This is a genomic window from Tolypothrix tenuis PCC 7101 (assembly GCF_963874875.1).
In the GTDB taxonomy this organism is placed as follows: Bacteria; Cyanobacteriota; Cyanobacteriia; order Cyanobacteriales; family Nostocaceae; genus Aulosira; species Aulosira tenue.
On record NZ_CAWNJS010000001.1, the window covers coordinates 1,353,842 to 1,371,567 of the forward strand.

15 protein-coding genes are annotated in these 17,726 nt (G+C 40.4%); 10 read left to right on the plus strand and 5 right to left on the minus strand.

Features of this window, described 5'->3' with window-relative positions:
- The first annotated feature begins 44 nt into the window (after positions 1 to 44).
- The 7 genes from AACU25_RS05460 (at position 45) to AACU25_RS05490 (ending at position 7,314) form a co-directional block, all read left to right on the plus strand.
- Positions 45 to 1,526, plus strand: coding sequence for a leucyl aminopeptidase (locus AACU25_RS05460; protein ID WP_096583519.1), 1,482 nt, complete (start codon positions 45 to 47; stop codon positions 1,524 to 1,526).
- Positions 1,527 to 1,765: 239 nt separating this feature from the next.
- A complete protein-coding gene (plsX, locus tag AACU25_RS05465) occupies positions 1,766 to 2,791 on the plus strand; it encodes a phosphate acyltransferase PlsX (protein WP_045869183.1) in 1,026 nt (341 codons plus the stop codon).
- A gap of 121 nt (positions 2,792 to 2,912) precedes the next feature.
- A complete protein-coding gene (locus AACU25_RS05470; RefSeq protein WP_096583521.1) occupies positions 2,913 to 3,905 on the plus strand; it encodes a beta-ketoacyl-ACP synthase III in 993 nt (330 codons plus the stop codon).
- Between the two features lie 129 nt (positions 3,906 to 4,034).
- Positions 4,035 to 4,916 carry an ACP S-malonyltransferase gene (gene fabD / locus AACU25_RS05475; protein ID WP_096574254.1) on the plus strand — a complete coding sequence of 294 codons (882 nt, stop codon included), beginning with the start codon at positions 4,035 to 4,037 and terminating at the stop codon, positions 4,914 to 4,916.
- A 134-nt stretch (positions 4,917 to 5,050) separates the two neighbouring features.
- Positions 5,051 to 5,689 carry a lysophospholipid acyltransferase family protein gene (locus tag AACU25_RS05480; protein ID WP_096574255.1) on the plus strand — a complete coding sequence of 213 codons (639 nt, stop codon included), beginning with the start codon at positions 5,051 to 5,053 and terminating at the stop codon, positions 5,687 to 5,689.
- A gap of 125 nt (positions 5,690 to 5,814) precedes the next feature.
- A complete protein-coding gene (locus AACU25_RS05485) occupies positions 5,815 to 6,852 on the plus strand; it encodes an AI-2E family transporter (protein WP_096574256.1) in 1,038 nt (345 codons plus the stop codon).
- A gap of 165 nt (positions 6,853 to 7,017) precedes the next feature.
- On the plus strand, positions 7,018 to 7,314 hold the full coding sequence (locus AACU25_RS05490; RefSeq protein WP_096574257.1) for a DUF2288 domain-containing protein: 297 nt from the start codon (positions 7,018 to 7,020) through the stop codon (positions 7,312 to 7,314).
- A gap of 148 nt (positions 7,315 to 7,462) precedes the next feature.
- Here AACU25_RS05490 and AACU25_RS05495 read toward each other — a convergent pair whose 3' ends face one another.
- A complete protein-coding gene (locus AACU25_RS05495) occupies positions 7,463 to 8,878 on the minus strand; it encodes an isochorismate synthase (RefSeq protein ID WP_096574258.1) in 1,416 nt (471 codons plus the stop codon).
- A gap of 310 nt (positions 8,879 to 9,188) precedes the next feature.
- On the opposite strand from AACU25_RS05495, the gene menA reads away from it, so the two are divergent.
- The 3 genes from menA to AACU25_RS05510 all read left to right on the plus strand — a co-directional run bounded on the left by menA (position 9,189) and on the right by AACU25_RS05510 (position 12,671).
- Positions 9,189 to 10,085 carry a 2-carboxy-1,4-naphthoquinone phytyltransferase gene (menA, locus tag AACU25_RS05500; protein WP_096574259.1) on the plus strand — a complete coding sequence of 299 codons (897 nt, stop codon included), beginning with the start codon at positions 9,189 to 9,191 and terminating at the stop codon, positions 10,083 to 10,085.
- A 184-nt stretch (positions 10,086 to 10,269) separates the two neighbouring features.
- Positions 10,270 to 11,289, plus strand: coding sequence for an o-succinylbenzoate synthase (locus AACU25_RS05505; RefSeq protein WP_096574260.1), 1,020 nt, complete (start codon positions 10,270 to 10,272; stop codon positions 11,287 to 11,289).
- Positions 11,274 to 12,671 (plus strand): AMP-binding protein, encoded by a 1,398-nt coding sequence (locus tag AACU25_RS05510; protein ID WP_096574261.1) that lies wholly within the window; start codon positions 11,274 to 11,276, stop codon positions 12,669 to 12,671. Before AACU25_RS05505 ends, AACU25_RS05510 begins: the two co-directional genes overlap by 16 nt.
- Positions 12,672 to 12,975: 304 nt before the next feature.
- On the opposite strand, the gene AACU25_RS05515 is transcribed toward AACU25_RS05510, so the two are convergent.
- The 4 genes from AACU25_RS05515 to AACU25_RS05530 form a co-directional block, all read right to left on the minus strand.
- Positions 12,976 to 13,422 (minus strand): acyl-CoA thioesterase, encoded by a 447-nt coding sequence (locus tag AACU25_RS05515; RefSeq protein WP_096574262.1) that lies wholly within the window; start codon positions 13,420 to 13,422, stop codon positions 12,976 to 12,978.
- Positions 13,423 to 13,758: 336 nt separating this feature from the next.
- A complete protein-coding gene (locus AACU25_RS05520) occupies positions 13,759 to 14,847 on the minus strand; it encodes a T3SS effector HopA1 family protein (protein ID WP_096574263.1) in 1,089 nt (362 codons plus the stop codon).
- Between the two features lie 189 nt (positions 14,848 to 15,036).
- A complete protein-coding gene (locus AACU25_RS05525) occupies positions 15,037 to 16,272 on the minus strand; it encodes a phosphotransferase family protein (protein WP_096574264.1) in 1,236 nt (411 codons plus the stop codon).
- A gap of 1,123 nt (positions 16,273 to 17,395) precedes the next feature.
- Positions 17,396 to 17,716 (minus strand): TMEM14 family protein, encoded by a 321-nt coding sequence (locus tag AACU25_RS05530; RefSeq protein WP_096574265.1) that lies wholly within the window; start codon positions 17,714 to 17,716, stop codon positions 17,396 to 17,398.
- Positions 17,717 to 17,726 lie beyond the last annotated feature (10 nt).

The following is a 17,726-nucleotide window of genomic DNA, read 5'->3' on the forward strand; positions in this document are numbered from 1 at the left end:
TTTTAAGCAATACTGGTACAAGAACTTTTACACAAAATACAAAAATGGTAATTCGACCTAGCGATACGCCGCTTTTAGAGTGGACAGGAGATACTTTAGCAATTGGATTATTTGAAGATAACCTAGAGTTAACAGGCGAATTAGCGACTTTAGATAGCAAATTTGCCGGAATATTAAAAGAATTAATTACTGAAGAGGAATTTAAGGGTAAAGCCAACAGCACTGTTTTCACTCGGATAGCAGCTAGTACCCCAGTCAAGAAAGTAATTATCGTCGGTTTGGGTAAACCAGACGCGCTAACTACCGATTCCTTACGGCGCGCGGCTGCAGCTGTGGGAAGGGTAGCTAAAAAGCAAAAAGTAAAAACTTTAGGTTTTAGTTTCCCATTATGGAACAACGATCCAGCAGCAACAGCCCAAGCGATCGCGGAAGGCGTGCAATTAGCGCTTTATCAAGATACTCGCTTTAAGTCTGACCCAGAAGAAAAAAAATCACAAGTAGAAACCATAGATTTACTAGGTTTCGGTGGGCAAGAATCCGCTATTAACCTCGCAAATCAGATAGTTTCTGGGGTAATTTTAGCCAGAGAATTAGTAGCAGCCCCAGCAAACTCTGTTACACCAATTACAATGGCGGAAACTGCCGAAGCGATCGCTAAAGATCATGGTTTGCAAATCCAAATCTTAGAACGGGAAGAATGCGAAAAGTTGGGCATGGGTGCTTTTTTAGGAGTCGCCCAAGCTTCAGATTTACCTCCTAAATTTATTCACCTCACCTACAAGCCAGAAGGCACACCCACACGCAAACTAGCAATTATTGGTAAAGGCTTAACCTTCGACTCCGGCGGACTGAATATTAAAGGTGCTGGTAGCGGTATCGAAACTATGAAAATTGATATGGGTGGTGCGGCTGCAACTTTAGGCGCAGCCAAAGCCATTGCCCAAATTAAGCCCAGTGCCGAGGTTCACTTTATTTCCGCCGTCACCGAAAACATGATTAGCGGTCATGCAATGCACCCCGGTGACATCCTTACCGCCTCTAATGGCAAAACCATCGAGGTAAATAACACCGACGCTGAAGGACGTTTAACTTTAGCCGATGCCTTGGTATATGCCGATAAATTAGGACTAGATGCGATCGTCGATTTAGCCACCCTCACTGGTGCCAACGTCATTGCTTTGGGTGAAGATATTGCAGGTTTGTACACCCCCGATGATGCGGTAGCTGCCCAAATAGAAAAAGCAGCAAAAAGCACCGGTGAAAAGATTTGGCGGATGCCAATGGAAGAAAAATATTTTGAAGGGCTAAAATCTGGCATCGCCGATATGAAGAATACTGGCCCTCGTCCTGGTGGTTCCATTACAGCCGCCCTATTCCTCAAGCAATTTGTCAAAGATACCCCTTGGGCGCACCTAGATATTGCAGGCCCCGTCTGGTCAGATAAAGAAAACGGCTACAACGGCCCCGGTGCCACAGGCTACGGTGTCAGAACTCTAGTTGACTGGGTATTAAGTTCAGTGGAATAGGGCATTGGGCATTGGGCATTGGGCATTGGGTAATAGGTAATGGGTAATTGGTAATTGGTAATTGGTAATTGGGATTTCTCCTTGTCTCCCAATCCCCAGTCCCCAGTCACCAGTCCCCAGTCACCAGTCCCCAGTCCCCAGTCCCTAATCCCCAGTAAATTCATCCGGCTACCTAAAAGTTCCGATTTTTGGGCGAAGCCATCTGGTAAAATTTGTAAGGTTTCTAAAAGCTTTGAGCAATGGGATCGACTGGCGTAAGGATCGCAATTGATGCAATGGGAGGGGATCATGCACCCGCTGAAATCGTGGCTGGCGCTGTGCGCGCAGGCGAGGAGCTGGGTGTAACAGTATTGTTGGTGGGTGATCCCCAACAAATTGAAGCTGCCCTGCCGCCAAAAACCAACCTGGCGCAGGTAGAGATCGTTCCTGCTGAGGAAGCGATCGCAATGGATGAGGAGCCGCTAAACGCAGTTAGACGCAAGCGTAAGGCTTCGATCAATGTGGCGATGGATTTGGTGAAGCAGCAACAAGCTGATGCTGTGTTTTCCGCAGGACACTCTGGGGCAGCTATGGCCTCCGCTTTGCTCCGCCTAGGACGCTTGCCGGGAATTGACCGCCCAGCCATTGGGACAGTTTTTCCTACAATCAAAGCTGGCAAGCCAGTACTCATACTTGATGTTGGTGCCAATGTAGACTGTCGCCCGAAATTTTTAGAGCAGTTTGCTGTAATGGGGTCGGCCTACAGTCAATATGTACTGGGTACACCAGAACCAAAAGTAGGGCTGTTGAACATTGGCGAGGAAGACACTAAAGGTAATGAAGTGGCTTTGCGCGCCCACCAACTCCTCAAAGAAAATACTCAAATTTCTTTTATTGGCAATGCTGAGGGGCGTGATGTCCTGTCTGGTGACTTTGATGTCATTGTCTGTGATGGCTTTGTCGGCAATGTGTTACTAAAATTTGCCGAAGCCGTAGGCGGAGTGATTTTACAAATCCTGCGGGAAGAATTACCCCAAGGCTTGCATGGTCAAATCGGTACAGCACTTTTAAAACCCAACCTGAAGCGAATTAAGCAACGGATGGATCACGCAGAACATGGCGGTGCTTTGCTTTTAGGTGTGGATGGAGTTTGTTTGATTGGTCATGGTAGCTCACAAGCGCCTTCAGTTTTTAATGCAATTCGTATGGCCAAAGAAGCTGTAGATAACCAGGTGCTACAACGCCTACGTACCCAATATCAAGCCCTAGAGCGTGAAAGTGGTTAGCAATCAGCCAGAAAGCAACAGAAAATAGCACAAGACGAGTAATTAGTCAAGATTAAATGACTAATTACTCATGATTACTAATGACTAAACGCTGATAGGTGATATTGTGGGAGACTTAGGAGTGCATAACATAGGCATAGCAATTACTGGCAGTGGCTCGGCAGTACCAGAAACTTCTGTGGATAATGAAGCGCTGACTGCACTAGTGGAGACCTCAGACGAGTGGATCGCCACAAGAACAGGAATTCGTCAAAGGCGGTTGGCAAATCCAGCAGAGTCATTGAGTGTACTCGCTGCTCGTGCTAGTAGTCAAGCGATCGCATCCGCTGGAATTAGCGCCGCAGATTTGGATTTAATTATTTTGGCAACCTCTACCCCTGATGATCTGTTTGGTAGTGCTTGTCAAATTCAGGCGGAAATTGGAGCAACTAAAGCCGTAGCATTTGACTTAACTGCTGCCTGTTCTGGCTTTATATTTGGCATGGTCACCGCAGCCCAATACATTAGAAGCGGTGTATATCAGAATGTACTGTTAATAGGGGCAGACATCCTCTCTCGTTGGGTAGATTGGCAAGACCGCAGCACCTGTGTACTGTTTGGTGATGGAGCTGGAGCAGTAGTCATGCAGGCCAATGAGAGCGATCGCTTACTAGGATTTACCCTGAAAAGTGACGGTAGCCAAAACCACTTCCTGAACCTTGCCTATCAAGCCTCTTGTCAAGAATTGATTCCTAACGTCAATATCTCCCAAGGTAAATATCACCCCATTACCATGAACGGCAAAGAAGTCTACCGCTTTGCTGTGCAAAAAGTACCAGAAGTTATAGACAAAACTTTATTTCAGGCGAACCTCAATGTCGATCAAATAGATTGGCTACTCTTACATCAAGCTAACCAGCGCATTCTAGACGCTGTAGCCCAACGCCTCAATATTCCCAAAGAAAAAGTTATTAGTAATCTTGCCAACTATGGCAATACCTCCGCCGCCTCTATTCCCATTGCTTTAGATGAAGCTGTGCGGCAAGGCAAAATTAAACCCAATGACATTATTGCTGCATCTGGCTTTGGTGCTGGCCTGACATGGGGTGCAGCAATTTTCCAATGGGGAAGATAAATCTTTGAGTCAAGAGTCCAAAGTCAAAAAGTCCAAAGAATACATCTTTCAGTTTTGACCCTTGACCCTTGACCCTTGACCCTTGACCCTTGACTCTCAAACGTTGTCTATTGAACTGACTATTGAGCAATGACTAAAACTGCATGGGTTTTTCCCGGACAAGGTTCCCAAGTAACCGGTATGGGAATGGACTTATTAGAGATACCCTCAGCGAAGGAGAAATTTGCCCAAGCTGAGGCCATCTTAGGTTGGTCTGTTATTGATATTTGCCAAAGTGATGGCGACCAGTTATTTCGTACACTCTACACTCAACCCTGTCTTTATGTAGTAGAAAGCATTCTCGCCGATTTGCTTCAAGAAAGAGGACATCAGCCAGATTTAGTGGCTGGGCATAGTTTAGGAGAATACTCTGCCCTGTACGTTGCTGGTGTTTTTGATTGGTCTGTTGGCTTACACTTAGTCAAGCGTCGTGCTGAACTTATGGAAGCCGTTTCTGGTGGGATGATGGCAGCGCTGATGAACTTTGACCGCGAACAGTTGGATGCGGTAATTGCTGCCAAGCCTGATGTAGTGCTGGCAAATGATAACAGTCCGGCTCAAGTCGTAATTTCTGGGACTCCAGATGCTGTACATGAGGTTATGTCCCAAGTAAAAAGCAAGCGTGCGATTCCTTTAAAAGTTTCTGGCGCATTTCACTCACCTTTAATTGCATCTGCGGCTACAGAATTCCAAGAAATCCTTGATGGTGTGGAATTTCAAGCAGCAAATGTACCTGTAGTATCTAATGTAGAACCCATACCAACTGTTGATGCTGAGACTCTCAAACAACGGCTGATTCAACAAATGACCGGTTCTGTCAGATGGAGAGAAATTTCCCTGCTACTACCAACTCAAGGTATTGAGGAAGTCATAGAAATTGGCCCAGGTAATGTGTTAACTGGTTTAATTAAACGCACCACTCCTGGTTTAAGCTTAAAAAACATCCGGAATGCTGCTGAGTTACCGGGTTAGGGGATTGGGGATTGGAGACTGGGTAGAAATAATTGATCAATTTTGACTTTTGAGTACAGACGCGATTAATCGCGTCTCTACAACTTTTGAACCTTTTCCCTTTTCCCCTTTAACCACCACCTAATTCTTTGATTATGAGCAAAAGCCGTGAACCTTTAGTTAGCCTGGCACTTTATCACGCTTTTAAGTGGTCTATTGTCAGTCCAATGCTTCATGCTTACTTTCGGGTCAAGATTCATGGGGCAGAAAATGTCCCGCAATCTGGGCCGTTATTAGTCGTGAGTAATCATGCTAGTTACTTTGATCCGCCAATAGTCTCTAACTGTGTCCTGCGTCCAGTGGCTTACATGGCGAAGGAAGAATTATTTAAAGTCCCTGTTTTGGCGCAAGCAATTAAATTGTATGGTGCTTATCCAGTCAGCAGGGGCGCAGCCGATCGCACTGCCATTCGTTCTGCTTTAGAGTGTATAGATAATGGTTGGGCTGTGGGTGTGTTCTTGCAGGGTACTCGCACAAACGATGGTCGAATTACAGACCCCAAACGAGGCGCAGCACTGTTAGCAGCAAAGGCAAAAGCGCCCATCTTACCAGTCAGTTTGTGGGGTACTGAGCAAATTTTACAAAAAGGCTCGTCTATACCCCGTAATGTTCCAATTACTGTCAGAATTGGGCAGGTGATTGATACCCCTAGTTCCTCAAATAAGGAGGAATTGCAAGCTTTGACCCAAAAATGTGCAGATGTGATTAATCAAATGCATGATTTAGGACGATGAGCCAGAAAAAGCAGAAAATCTACTTAAGGGAGGGTGCGATCGCTTCTGTAGTTTCTATAAAGTTAATTTCAATATTGTGGTGACAATTTGTGCGCCCCAGTTGAAATCTCAACTCTCAAATTAATATGACCGGCTTAGAAGCCAAGAATTTTTGGCAGCGATTAAACAATCTGGCTTTAGTCCGCTTTTTACTTTTAGTTGCTGCAGGTTGGGCAATTGTACAGCTTTTAGCCTACTTTCAAGGGGTGATTGTAATTTTTACATTCGCCGCCATTTTAGCTTTTTTACTCAGTTATCCTGTAAAGTGGCTTCGGCGTTTTTTACCCCACGGTGTTGCTGTTGTTTTAGTTTTCCTACTCAGCATTGTGGTGTTGGGAGGAATTGCGATTACCTTGGGTTTAGCTGTTTTATCCCAAGGACAACAGTTAATAGATAGTATAACTACTTTTTTAAATTCTTTAGCACCTTTAATTGAGCGATTAGAATCTTTTTTACGTAGTCGTAATTTACAAATAGATTTAAATTTTATTGAAGACCAGTTACGCACTCAAGCAATCAATAGTCTGGTAAATAGTTTAGCTATTTTGCAACAATTCCTGACTAACTTTGTAACTTTTATATTGATTGCTGTTATTTCATTTTTTATGCTGCTAGATGGTGAGAAAATTTGGCAATTAATTCTCAAAATAGTTCCCAGTCAAAAACGCAATCGCTTTAATAGAATCATCAAAAAAAGTTTTCTAGGATTTTTTCGCGGTCAGTTGTTATTAACTTTATTTTTAACAACTGCTACATTTATTGTATTCGTAGTTTTAAATGTTCCCTTTGCCTTACTTTTATCAGTCATAGTTGGTTTACTGGATGTGATTCCTGGGATTGGCGCAACATTGGGGGTTAGTACTATTACTTTGATTGTCTTATCTCAAAGTGTTTGGCTAGCATTGAAAGTTTTAATAGCTTGTATTGTACTACAGCAAATTCAAGATAATTTAATTGCGCCACGAATTATGCAAGGGGCGCTAAATCTAAATCCTATCGTCGTATTTTTTGCTTTACTAGTGGGTGCGAGAGTCGCAGGGTTGCTAGGTATTTTTATCTCTATTCCTATAGCTGGGGTAATTGTATCTTTGTTTGAAATAGAAGAGATGCAAGCAGAATCTTAGGAAACAATTAAAGTATTACAATAATGTAAGGAAAAAATAATTAACTGCCGATAGAAGAGGATGTACGCAGATAAATTGGTAATTCCTCAGATGAGGAAAAGCTATAACTATAAATTTCATATTCATGTAAAATTATAATTAGACTCATAAAATAATTGAGGAATTATGCCGGATTTTAGAGCGGAATTAGCAGAAAATTTAGATGAATCTGAGTGGGAATGGCTAATTCCTCATGTGAAAAGAGATGCGGTAATTGTAGTAGCATCGGGGTTAGATTTATTAGATGTGGGAGTTGCGATCGCCACTGATAATATTCCCCAAGTTCAACTATGGATTGATGAGCAATTGATTACCAAACCCAATCCAGAACAGTTGGGAGAGTGGAATGCCAATCCTCAAAAGCGATTTCAAACACTCATTGTTCAGCCTTATGTCATAGTGCAAGAAATAGCAAATACCTAAAAAATAGTCAATAAAATAACATCATTTGTAGGGTGTGTTACGCCGCAGGCTAACGCACCTTAATTTTTTAATACTAGTTTGAATTGAGAATTCCTGTCTATCTGAGATTTGAGTGATAAGTATAACTTTTTTGCTCGATTATTTCTAATTAAACTAAAGCTTTTAATAAAGCCTGAAGTTTCAGTTGCACCTCTGCAAACTCTTTTTCAGGATCGGAACCTGCAACGATACCCGCACCTGCGTATAGTCTAGCGCGATCGCCATCAATGAGCGCAGAACGAATTCCTACAACAAACTCGCAGTTACCCTCAGAATCAACCCAACCCAGAGGTGCAGCATATAAACCCCTCTCAAAGTTTTCGTAGCGGCGAATTTCCGCACAGGCGATATCTCTGGCTGCACCGGCGACGGCTGGTGTAGGATGCAGTTGTGCGACAATTTTTAAGGGATGGACGTTAGCAGGAACTAAGGCGCTAATTGGTGTCCATAAATGCTGAATATTCGATAACTGTCGCAATCGTGGTGGTAATACCTGGGGTAATAAACCGATTTGAGATAGCCGTTGAGTAATAAAATCAATAACTAGAGAATGTTCGTGCTTTTCTTTTTCGTTATTAATTAACAGATTGGCATTAGCTGCATCTTCAGTGGGTGTTTTACCACGTGGTGCAGAACCCGCTAACGCATCTGTAATCAACTTTTGATCGTGAATACAGATTAAACGTTCTGGACTTGCGCCAATAAAGTTTTGTCCCTTGCCATTACTCGTAGAGAATATATAGCAATTAGGATGTATTTGCCGCAGATTATTTAAAGATTTAAATAAATTAAAATCATTGCTAGAGTGAACATCTAAAGCATCCGCTAACACAATTTTGGTTAAATGATTATTACGAATTTTTTCTAAAGCAGATGTTACAGAACTTTTAAAATGATTCGCATTGCTAACGGATTTTTTGCTAAAATTAGCAGGAAAAACTTCCAGATTAGGCGAATAATATTTTAAAGAATTAATTGTGTCGATTTTATTGCACAGAGTTTGTAATATCCGATTAATATTTTCGCTGGCTGTGACAACTGAATTCATCACTAAAATGCAGCGCTGATTTTTGATAGATATTTGCCAACGTGGTAGAAAAATTGTTGCCGCAGAAAATGGGTAATCTGCTTGGGAGTTTTTGGGAAAAAAGCTAAAGTAGCAGAAAAAATGCGGGCCAGAAAAAGGTAAATTATCGTTACTAAATTTAACTATATTTTTGAGAGAATTTTTGATAAAATTTTCGGCTTTACTAAATCGATCAGTTCCATCAATACTTAATGTCGCCACAGCATCAATAGCTGCGATCGCTTCTCCTTTCCCCTTATTTTCAAAATAAAAATTTATCTCATTTACTTCAGCCAGTTCATCTAATACAACTAGGGGATCTACTAGATCAATTTCTAGCGAAATACTCACAAATTGCTTGCAATTATTGTTGAGGCAATTTTCTTGAACTGCTGTGAGAAATTGGTAGAGGTCTTTGTACTCTACGAAGAAGCTGTTGCGACATGGTGAAACTGTCATGGATCTAGTAATAGTAAATTTTTTTTAAGTTAACTTCCTAAAGTGCAATTAAACATGGTCTCGTATTTCTACAGGTAACATATTCAGTCACCATTTAACCAGAGTATGGTTTGCCTTGTTTTTGGTGTTACAAGACCACGACAAGCCATGCTCAGTTTTATGCTGCAATATAGAGTAAGTTTGATCAGCACAGAGTTAACCATTTACAGAAAAAAACGCAGTTTTTTTGCAAATTCACAACATTTAGTGTCGCTCAAACCCATAAAATTTAATATGAGTAAGGTTCTGGCAATTTAGTTAATCACGACTGATGACTACACAGCAGATTTTATATCCCAAAAGCAAGTTATGGATGGCAGCGATTAAACCGCCGATGTATAGTGTTGCCATTATGCCTATTTGGGTAGGAACATCGGTAGCATTTGCAGAAACCAAAAATTTTAATGCAACAATATTTACTACTTTTATTGCAGCAGCAATTTTAATTCTGGCGTGGGAAAATATCAGTAATGATGTCTTTGATTCCGAAACGGGGATAGATAAAAATAAACACCATTCACTGGTAAACTTAACAGGAAAAAAGTTAGTAGTATTTTGGTTAGGAAATCTTTGCTTAATTTTGGGTTTGCTGGGCATACTAGCGATCGCAACTTGGCAAAAAGACCTAACTGTGATTGGGGTAATTCTGCTTTGTTGTGCTTTGGGCTATATGTACCAAGGGCCTCCCTTTCGTTTAGGATACCAGGGTTTAGGTGAAATTCTCTGCTTTTTTGCCTTTGGCCCGTTGGCAGTGGGTGCAGCATACTATAGCCAAACCCAAACTTGGTCAATGACGAGCCTACTAGCTTCAGTAATTGTCGGCATTGTTACCAGTTTAATTTTATTTTGCTCCCACTTTCACCAGGTAGATGATGACATAGCAGCAGGAAAGCGATCGCCTATTGTCCGCCTGGGAACCAAAACAGGATCTCAAGTTCTCATTTGGTTTACCGCGAGTATTTATCTCCTCACCTTGATTTTGGTGTTATGGGGAATTTTCCCTGTCTGGACGCTGTTAAGTTGGCTAAGTCTACCCTACGCTTTCAAATTATGCCGCCACGTCCAGCAATATCATAATCAGCCAGACAAGGTGAGTAATTGTAAATTTATCGCCGTAGCCGTACATTTTTGGGCTTGTTTGCTGTTAGGCGTGGGATTTGTGCTTTAAAGGATGAAGCGTAAAGGGTAAAGGGTAAAAGGTGAAGGGTGAAGGGTGAAGGTAAATACCTTAACAGCTTGATAATTCTCTATTCATCTTTCAGCTTCATCTAACACCGGCAAGGCTTTATTCTTTGTGGTTCATCTTTGTACTGTCATCTAAGGATAAATGACAAAGGACAGAGAACAACAGTGTGACTTACAGATTTGAATTTCGTCTGATAGCGCGGAAATTTTTGCGATCGCTTACTACCAGTCATGGTAATTGGGATATCCGCGAAAGCATTATTCTTCGTCTGATTGATGCAGCTGGTAGAGAGGGATGGGGCGAAATTCCGCCGATTAGTTGGTTTGGTTCAGAAACTCTCCCACAAGCTTTAGATTTCTGTCACCAACTACCACAGGAAATCACACAAGAGATCATCTTTTCGATTCCCGATGCTTTACCCGCCTGTCAATTCGGTTTTGAGTCAGCTTGGGAGGGATTGGGGACTGGGGATTGGGGACAAGGGGACAAGGGGACAAGGGGACAGGGAGATATCCCAATTACCAATTACCCATTACCCATTACCCATTACCCATTACCCATTAGCGCCTTATTACCAGCCGGAGAAGCAGCATTAAATACATGGCAAAAACTTTGGGAAGAAGGATATCGGACGTTTAAATGGAAAATTGCTGTTGATGCGATCGCAAATGAATTGAAGATTTTTCACTTACTGATTGACAGTTTACCAGCCTCTACAAAACTGCGATTGGATGCGAATGCCGGACTTAGCTACCAAGAAGCAGAGTTATGGCTAGAAAATGGTGATAAATTTCCTGAAAAAATGGAATTTCTCGAACAACCGCTAGCAGTGACAGAATTTGAGGCGATGTTGCAGCTTAGTAACCGTTATCAAACAGCGATCGCTTTAGATGAATCTGTCGCTACACTCTCACAGCTTCATGCTGCTTATCAACAAGGGTGGCGAGACATTTTTGTAATTAAGCCAGCGATCGCAGGTTCACCATCCCGTCTGCGGCAGTTTTGTAAGCAGCATAACATTGATGCTGTCTTTTCCTCCGTCTTTGAAACTGCGATCGGGAGATACGCAGCACTCAAGCTAGCAGCAGAATTATCTCAGCCTAACCGCGCAGTTGGTTTTGGAATCAACCATTTATTGAAAAAAGAAGAAGAAACATGGCTTCAACGTTTATGGCAAAACCTGTAAGCTATCTTAATATTCTGAATAATTTAGGTATTGCTGATTGCCTAATAGGTTGTGATAGTTCTCAAATGCAGCAATTAGCAGAGGAATGGTATTCAGAACTCTTGCAATTGTCTGCATCAGGAACAAAACTCAAAATAATTTTAGCCGAACGCCAACCAGAGCGATTTTTAGCAGGTTTTATAGCAGCTTGTGCTGCTAATTTTCCAGTATTTCTCTGTAACCCCGACTGGGGAACACAAGAATGGCAACAAGTTTTCGATTTAGTACAACCAGATATCATTTGGGGAGACTTAAATAAATTAAATCTTTCTCGCCCCTCATCCGCCTCATCCCCCTTATCTCCCCCACCCCCCCACTCACCACTAATCATGATTCCCACTGGTGGATCGTCAGGGAAAATTAAGTTCGCCATCCACACTTGGAACACATTAATGGCATCTGTGCAAGGATTTAAAGAATATTTTCAGTTAAATTATATTAATTCTTTTTGTGTATTACCGCTTTATCACGTCAGTGGTTTAATGCAATTTATGCGCTCTTTTACCACTGGTGGAAAACTAGCTATTTTACCATTCAAAGCATTAGAAGCTGGTCAAATATATGATATTGAAATCTCAGATTTTTTCATATCTTTAGTTCCCACTCAGCTAAAACGCCTCTTACAAAACCCCTCATTAACTAAGTGGATATCACAATTTCAAACAGTTATGTTAGGTGGTGCGCCTGCGTGGGATGAACTATTAGAAAAAGCTAGGTTTCATCAAATTCGATTAGCACCTACTTATGGGATGACAGAAACCGCCTCTCAAATAGCTACCTTAAAACCAGATGATTTTCTCAATGGTAAAGTTAATTCCGGTCAAATTCTTCCCCATGCTCAAATAACTATTTGCAATCAAAAAGGAGAAATCTTAAATTGCAATCAACCAGGAAATATCACTATTCAAGCACAATCTTTAGCACTGGGATATTATCCAAAAATTTGGGATAAACAAGATAGTTTTTCAGTAGATGATGTTGGCTTTTTAGACGCGCAAGGTTATTTAAACATTCTGGGGCGTAACAGTGACAAAATAATTAGCGGAGGTGAAAACATCTATCCTGCCGAAGTTGAGTCAACCATTAGAGCAACTCAAATGGTGGATGATATTTGTGTAATTGGTGTACCTGATAAGCATTGGGGGCAAGTATTAACAGCAATTTATATTCCTAAAGCATCCTATACATCATTAGAAATTAAAACAGCTATCCAAGATAAACTATGTAAATTTAAAATTCCCAAATACTGGATTTCTGTATCAACTTTACCTCGCAATTCCCAAGGTAAAATTAACCGCCAACAACTACAGAAATTAGTACAAGAAGGCTTAAGTATGAAATAATTTATAACTGATAGAATACTCTAACTTTTAGCAATGACAAATGACTAAGGACCAATGACAGCCCTAACTAATAATCTTGAATCGCAACGACTTAGAGACCATTTATAAAGTAAATCTTAAGTAGGGTGTGTTACGGCTATGAAAGAATTTGGTGCTTAGTGACAATGAAATTTAGCCGTAACGCACCATCAATGCGGCGGTGCGTTAGGCGCTAAAATAGTTCTTCTGCGAGAAATCATATTGGAAATAAGCGCCTAACACACCCTACAGTAATTTTATTTTTACTTTATAAATAACCTCTTACCTACATAGTTTCCCTTGCCTTTCTTCTCTCTGCTTCCTCTGTGTCTCTGCGGTTCGTTTCTAACCAATTGGCTATTTCCACAGGCAATTCCTGCTTAGTTCGACTATTCGCATCAATACAAACGTGCCTTGTAATTGCCTTAGCAACTATTACCTCAGACACAGAAATCTCATAAGCAATTTCAAACTTCTCACCACCTAACTTTTGTGGCATTAAACACACTACTAGCTTATCGCCACAAAACACCGGACGGAAAAAATCAACATTAGCATGAACAATCGGAAAAGCTACCGATGGATTGCTAAAAAAAGTTTTTAAATTAATACCTGCTGCTTCTAGAGATTCTTCATAAGCTTCATGACAAATCCCCAAAATATTCGCAAAATATACTACCCCAGCAGCATCAGTATCTTGAAAGCGAACGCTACGGTTATATGTAAAAGGCATAGTTTAATAAATCAAGCATAAAAATAGCAGACTTACTGCCTGCTCTACATAATTTTACCGTAACTCAGCTAACACACTGACATATTGCATTACTGGCATTTATCTACGGCTAATTATCTTATTTGGACTGTATCATGTATCCATATTGATAGGATAGACATCAATACTTCAAGGGATAGCGTTTTGAACTCAAAATTGGTTAAGGGGAAAAGGTTAAAGGTTTGTTAGTTCCCTTTTCCCATTCCCCTTTTTCCCCTTAACCGATAATTATTGGGATGGACATTATTTAACTCTATATGCTGCCCACCCTAAATTTATTGAGAATGCTACAAAATATTAGCTGAGAGGAGAGTAAATATCCTGAGAACTAGGATTGAGGTAAGGACGCTGCACATCTACTAGATGACGGTTAAAGTGGCGGTTAATAGATTGCATCCGTTCATCATAAGCATTCCTGCCTTTATACCAAGCATCCAACAAAGCATTGGCAACAATTTGACAGCGATTCATGCCAAAAGTTTCTTGTGCGGCAAATTTTTTGATGGGTTCTTCAGCTAAACTTAGCCCAGGTGCCAAAAACTTAGTAAATAGAGGAATTTCGGGGTTAAAATGCGCCTCATGTTCTGCATACACACCTTGCAGAACCTCACGGATTGCTAGATAGTTGTTACGTTCAAAGTAGAGTACCCCTGAATCGTAACGTCCATAAGCAGCAGGATTATAGGGAACTTGGAAGCTAAAAGGAATACCAGCTTCGTTGAGTTCCATTGTCAAACTATCCATGAGCGCGATCGCACCAAATGGTGTAAGATTAAAATAGATTCGTCCTGTACCCAAATCATCCTCTGGGTTGTCTTGTCTTTCCTGTCCAAAATTGCTAACTGCTAAGTAACAGCCGTTTTGGATGCGATTTTTCGGCATCCATACTGACACTAATTCGCCAATTTTCGCAGCTTGAGAATGAGCCTTCAGATGGCAGTCTGGTTCGATGTACAGTGTCAAACCACCCTTATTCACAGCCATGCTACCATCTGGTTCGTGCCGCAACACTTCCCAACTAGGATCAAAATAACCTGTCCCGTGGTTGCAATTATGCAGACGTTCGTAAAATTCCCCGTCAATTCCTAAAGCGGAATAGTTTTCTAAATTTTGATGTGGTAATTGGTTTGCAGCATCAGCTTTGACAGCTAAAACATTTTGTAAGGAGCCATTGTAATAGATACCATACAAAAAATTCCGCAGTAATAAAGTTAAATATTTCTGCTGTAAATCTGCAGAATTTTGCTGAAATCTATCTGCTATTTTGGCAGGTAATGCAAATGGTTGATAATTGGGATGGTGGATGCAAAAGTTCGGCTCAATCTGAATATTGCTAGCAATATCAAATAGGGAAGTTAGGGGTTGTTGAACAGAAGAATATACCATAGTTAATTACCACCTCAAAATTCAGAATGGGAAATTGGACAACCAACAAATAGCCAATACTGTGCCTTCCCTAATGCATACTTTAGGTCATAAAGACTTTAGGGAAAATTCAGCAGATAAATATATGATGGGAAAAACTTCAAATGCAAAAATTACAATTTTGCATGTTTAATTGTATGCTTGATTCGCTTAACAACCGCGGAGACGGGTTTTTTCGTAATACAAACGAACCAACTGCTTCTCTCTTTCTGGCTGCGGCAATTTATGTACTTTCGCTACAGGTTTTAAGATTTCGGACTCGGAAATGCCAAACACAGTCAATATACCTTGTTCCGGCATAGTTAATAGGTTTTTCGCCACCGACATCATACAAATGTCAGTATTATCAAAATCTTGGCGATTTTTAATCTTGTCCTGAATTTGGTGAATCAATCCCAACCCAACAAACTGAACAACTCGTAAAATAAAATCACTACGATACTCTAAAATTACGGGGAAAGCATTTAGGTAACCTCGAATTAAAGCCAATATTGAAGGCTGAATCACTTCCAAGGGTGTCACCGCCAGATGCAAAGATTCTTCCAACTGTAAAGTAGGATCTACTACTAAACTAGAAAGCCAAATCTCTAAATAGCTGGCTAATAATGTACCCAAGTCAAAAGCGGGATCTCCCCAACCGCAAGCTTCCCAGTCAATTAATCTAATCAGGCAATTATCAAGCTGCTGCCAGCGAGAATGCACTAAAATATTGTTTAACTTCAAATCGTTATGAGTGAGACAGCAAGGATTCCATTCATAAGCTAAGTCTGCAATTGCTGACTCTAAACTTTCGTAGCGCTGGTAGAGTTGATAGAATTGCAGCGCTTGGGTGGGAACTTGAGCAAAAATCTCTGGTGTAATTGACTCTATCCCTTGAGCCGGATTATAGAAGTGATAACGAAACTGTCCCGCAGGCGCAGTATTCATAAAATCGCGATACTCTCGACCATTGAAAGTAGCACGGTGTAACCCTGCTAAAGTTGTGCCTATAGCTGTAGCAATTTCATCGGCAAAAATATCAGTTTTTTGATAAAAATGCCCTAGCTGTTCATAGTCACTCAAATATTTACGGACAAGGATAGAATTTTCCTCGTCATAATGTAGTAATAATGATGCGATCGCAGAAATATTACCAATAACCGGAAACTGCTGTAGCAATTGGTGAAACAGCCACTCCTTGAAAAACTCTTGGGGAGTTCCATCATGATGATTGCTGACTTCTTGTTTAACCAGCAGTTTGCGATTATCTTCCAGACTAACTATTAAATTCAAATTCTTAGTTCTATCTGGTAACTCAGATTCGTTGGTTGCTCCATCTTCTGAGCTACACAGACCTGCTTCTTGCAGATACCGGATAACATTTTGAGAAGACAGTGATAATACCATGTATTATTATTTCCTAGTACGTAAAATTGCGGGAAGAATCACCTATCTCAGGATTACCTGAAATCTAGTATTTTTAGGTAGATAGCAACTAACGTATGAATATCTATAATTATTCGTACTATCTATTAATATCCCATCTAAATTACAAAAATCTGCCAAAATGCCAATATATTATTTGCTGTTTCTTTAATATCCCTTTACAGTTTGATAACTTAAATTGTGCAATCTTTACATTTATGAGCATAGCTACGTAGGTATATTTTGATTTCTGCGCTTGTGTCTTTTGATGTACACAGGTTTTCACGTTTTGGCAGCTTTAATAAAATCTAATGACATTATTAATACTGCAATCTTGTTGGATTTAACTAAGTAGTGCAGTTATTAAGCTGTATATATCAAGCTAGATATTTTAGGCATTGGCATTTGACATTTATTCTCCTCATACCAATTACCAAATGCCATTGGAAAAAAACTCTTAGTAATGGATGTTGTTAGATGCTAAAAACAGAGTTTTGGAGATGATAAAAAACGGTATTGTGCATCACATAAATGTGATGATTCACGCTTCTACCAATCTTCCAGACTCTTAGATTCTCAAAATATGAGATTCAGCATTCATATTTTTATTTAACATCATCAAGCAAACAAAACCGGATATTTTAGCTGAGTAAAAATTATTTTTTTTAGAGAAATTTTAATATTTACTTTCCAAATTCATTGTAAATTGTCGCTTTGATAACTGAATTTTTAATCATTTCTAGACACACAGCGCAAATTTTCCTGTGCGGCAGGGCTTAGTATGCATATATTACGAGGTCAAACTTAGATATTACAAACTTTCTAACAACTAACTGAGAATAAATGATGTTGTAGAGCAATTGATTGAGGGGTATGACCCATCATTTATGATTTACCTAAATTACAAATGCTAAAACTATTAACCCGTAATTTATCTATGTACAAATAACAAGCGCCAGATAGCACCTGCATCATGAGGCGTTAAACTCTTCTAGGCAATAATAGAACAAATATACTATATAATTACTTAGGGCATTAGGCATTGGGCATTGGGTAATGAAAATATCTCCCAGTCCCCAGTCCCTAATCCCCAGTCCCCAACCCCCTACTTCACACCCACCATTTGATTTACCATCAGTATCAATGCCAACACACCCAAAATAATCATTAATCCTGAAGGCATAAACTTGCGGGTTTTCGCTAGCCGCAAGCTAAAGAAAACCACTAATGCAGCAGTAATAAAAGCTGCTACAAATAAACCCCATATTTGGCCTTGTAATTGCAAAAAGGCAGCAATAATGAGTAATAAACCGCTAATACTACCACTTAGCAGGGAAATTTTACTACTTGCTAGAACATAGCCAATGATGCCGCCAATCAAAGCCAAAATACCATAGACAAATGCGGCAACTATACCTAATTCCATTGTTAAAACC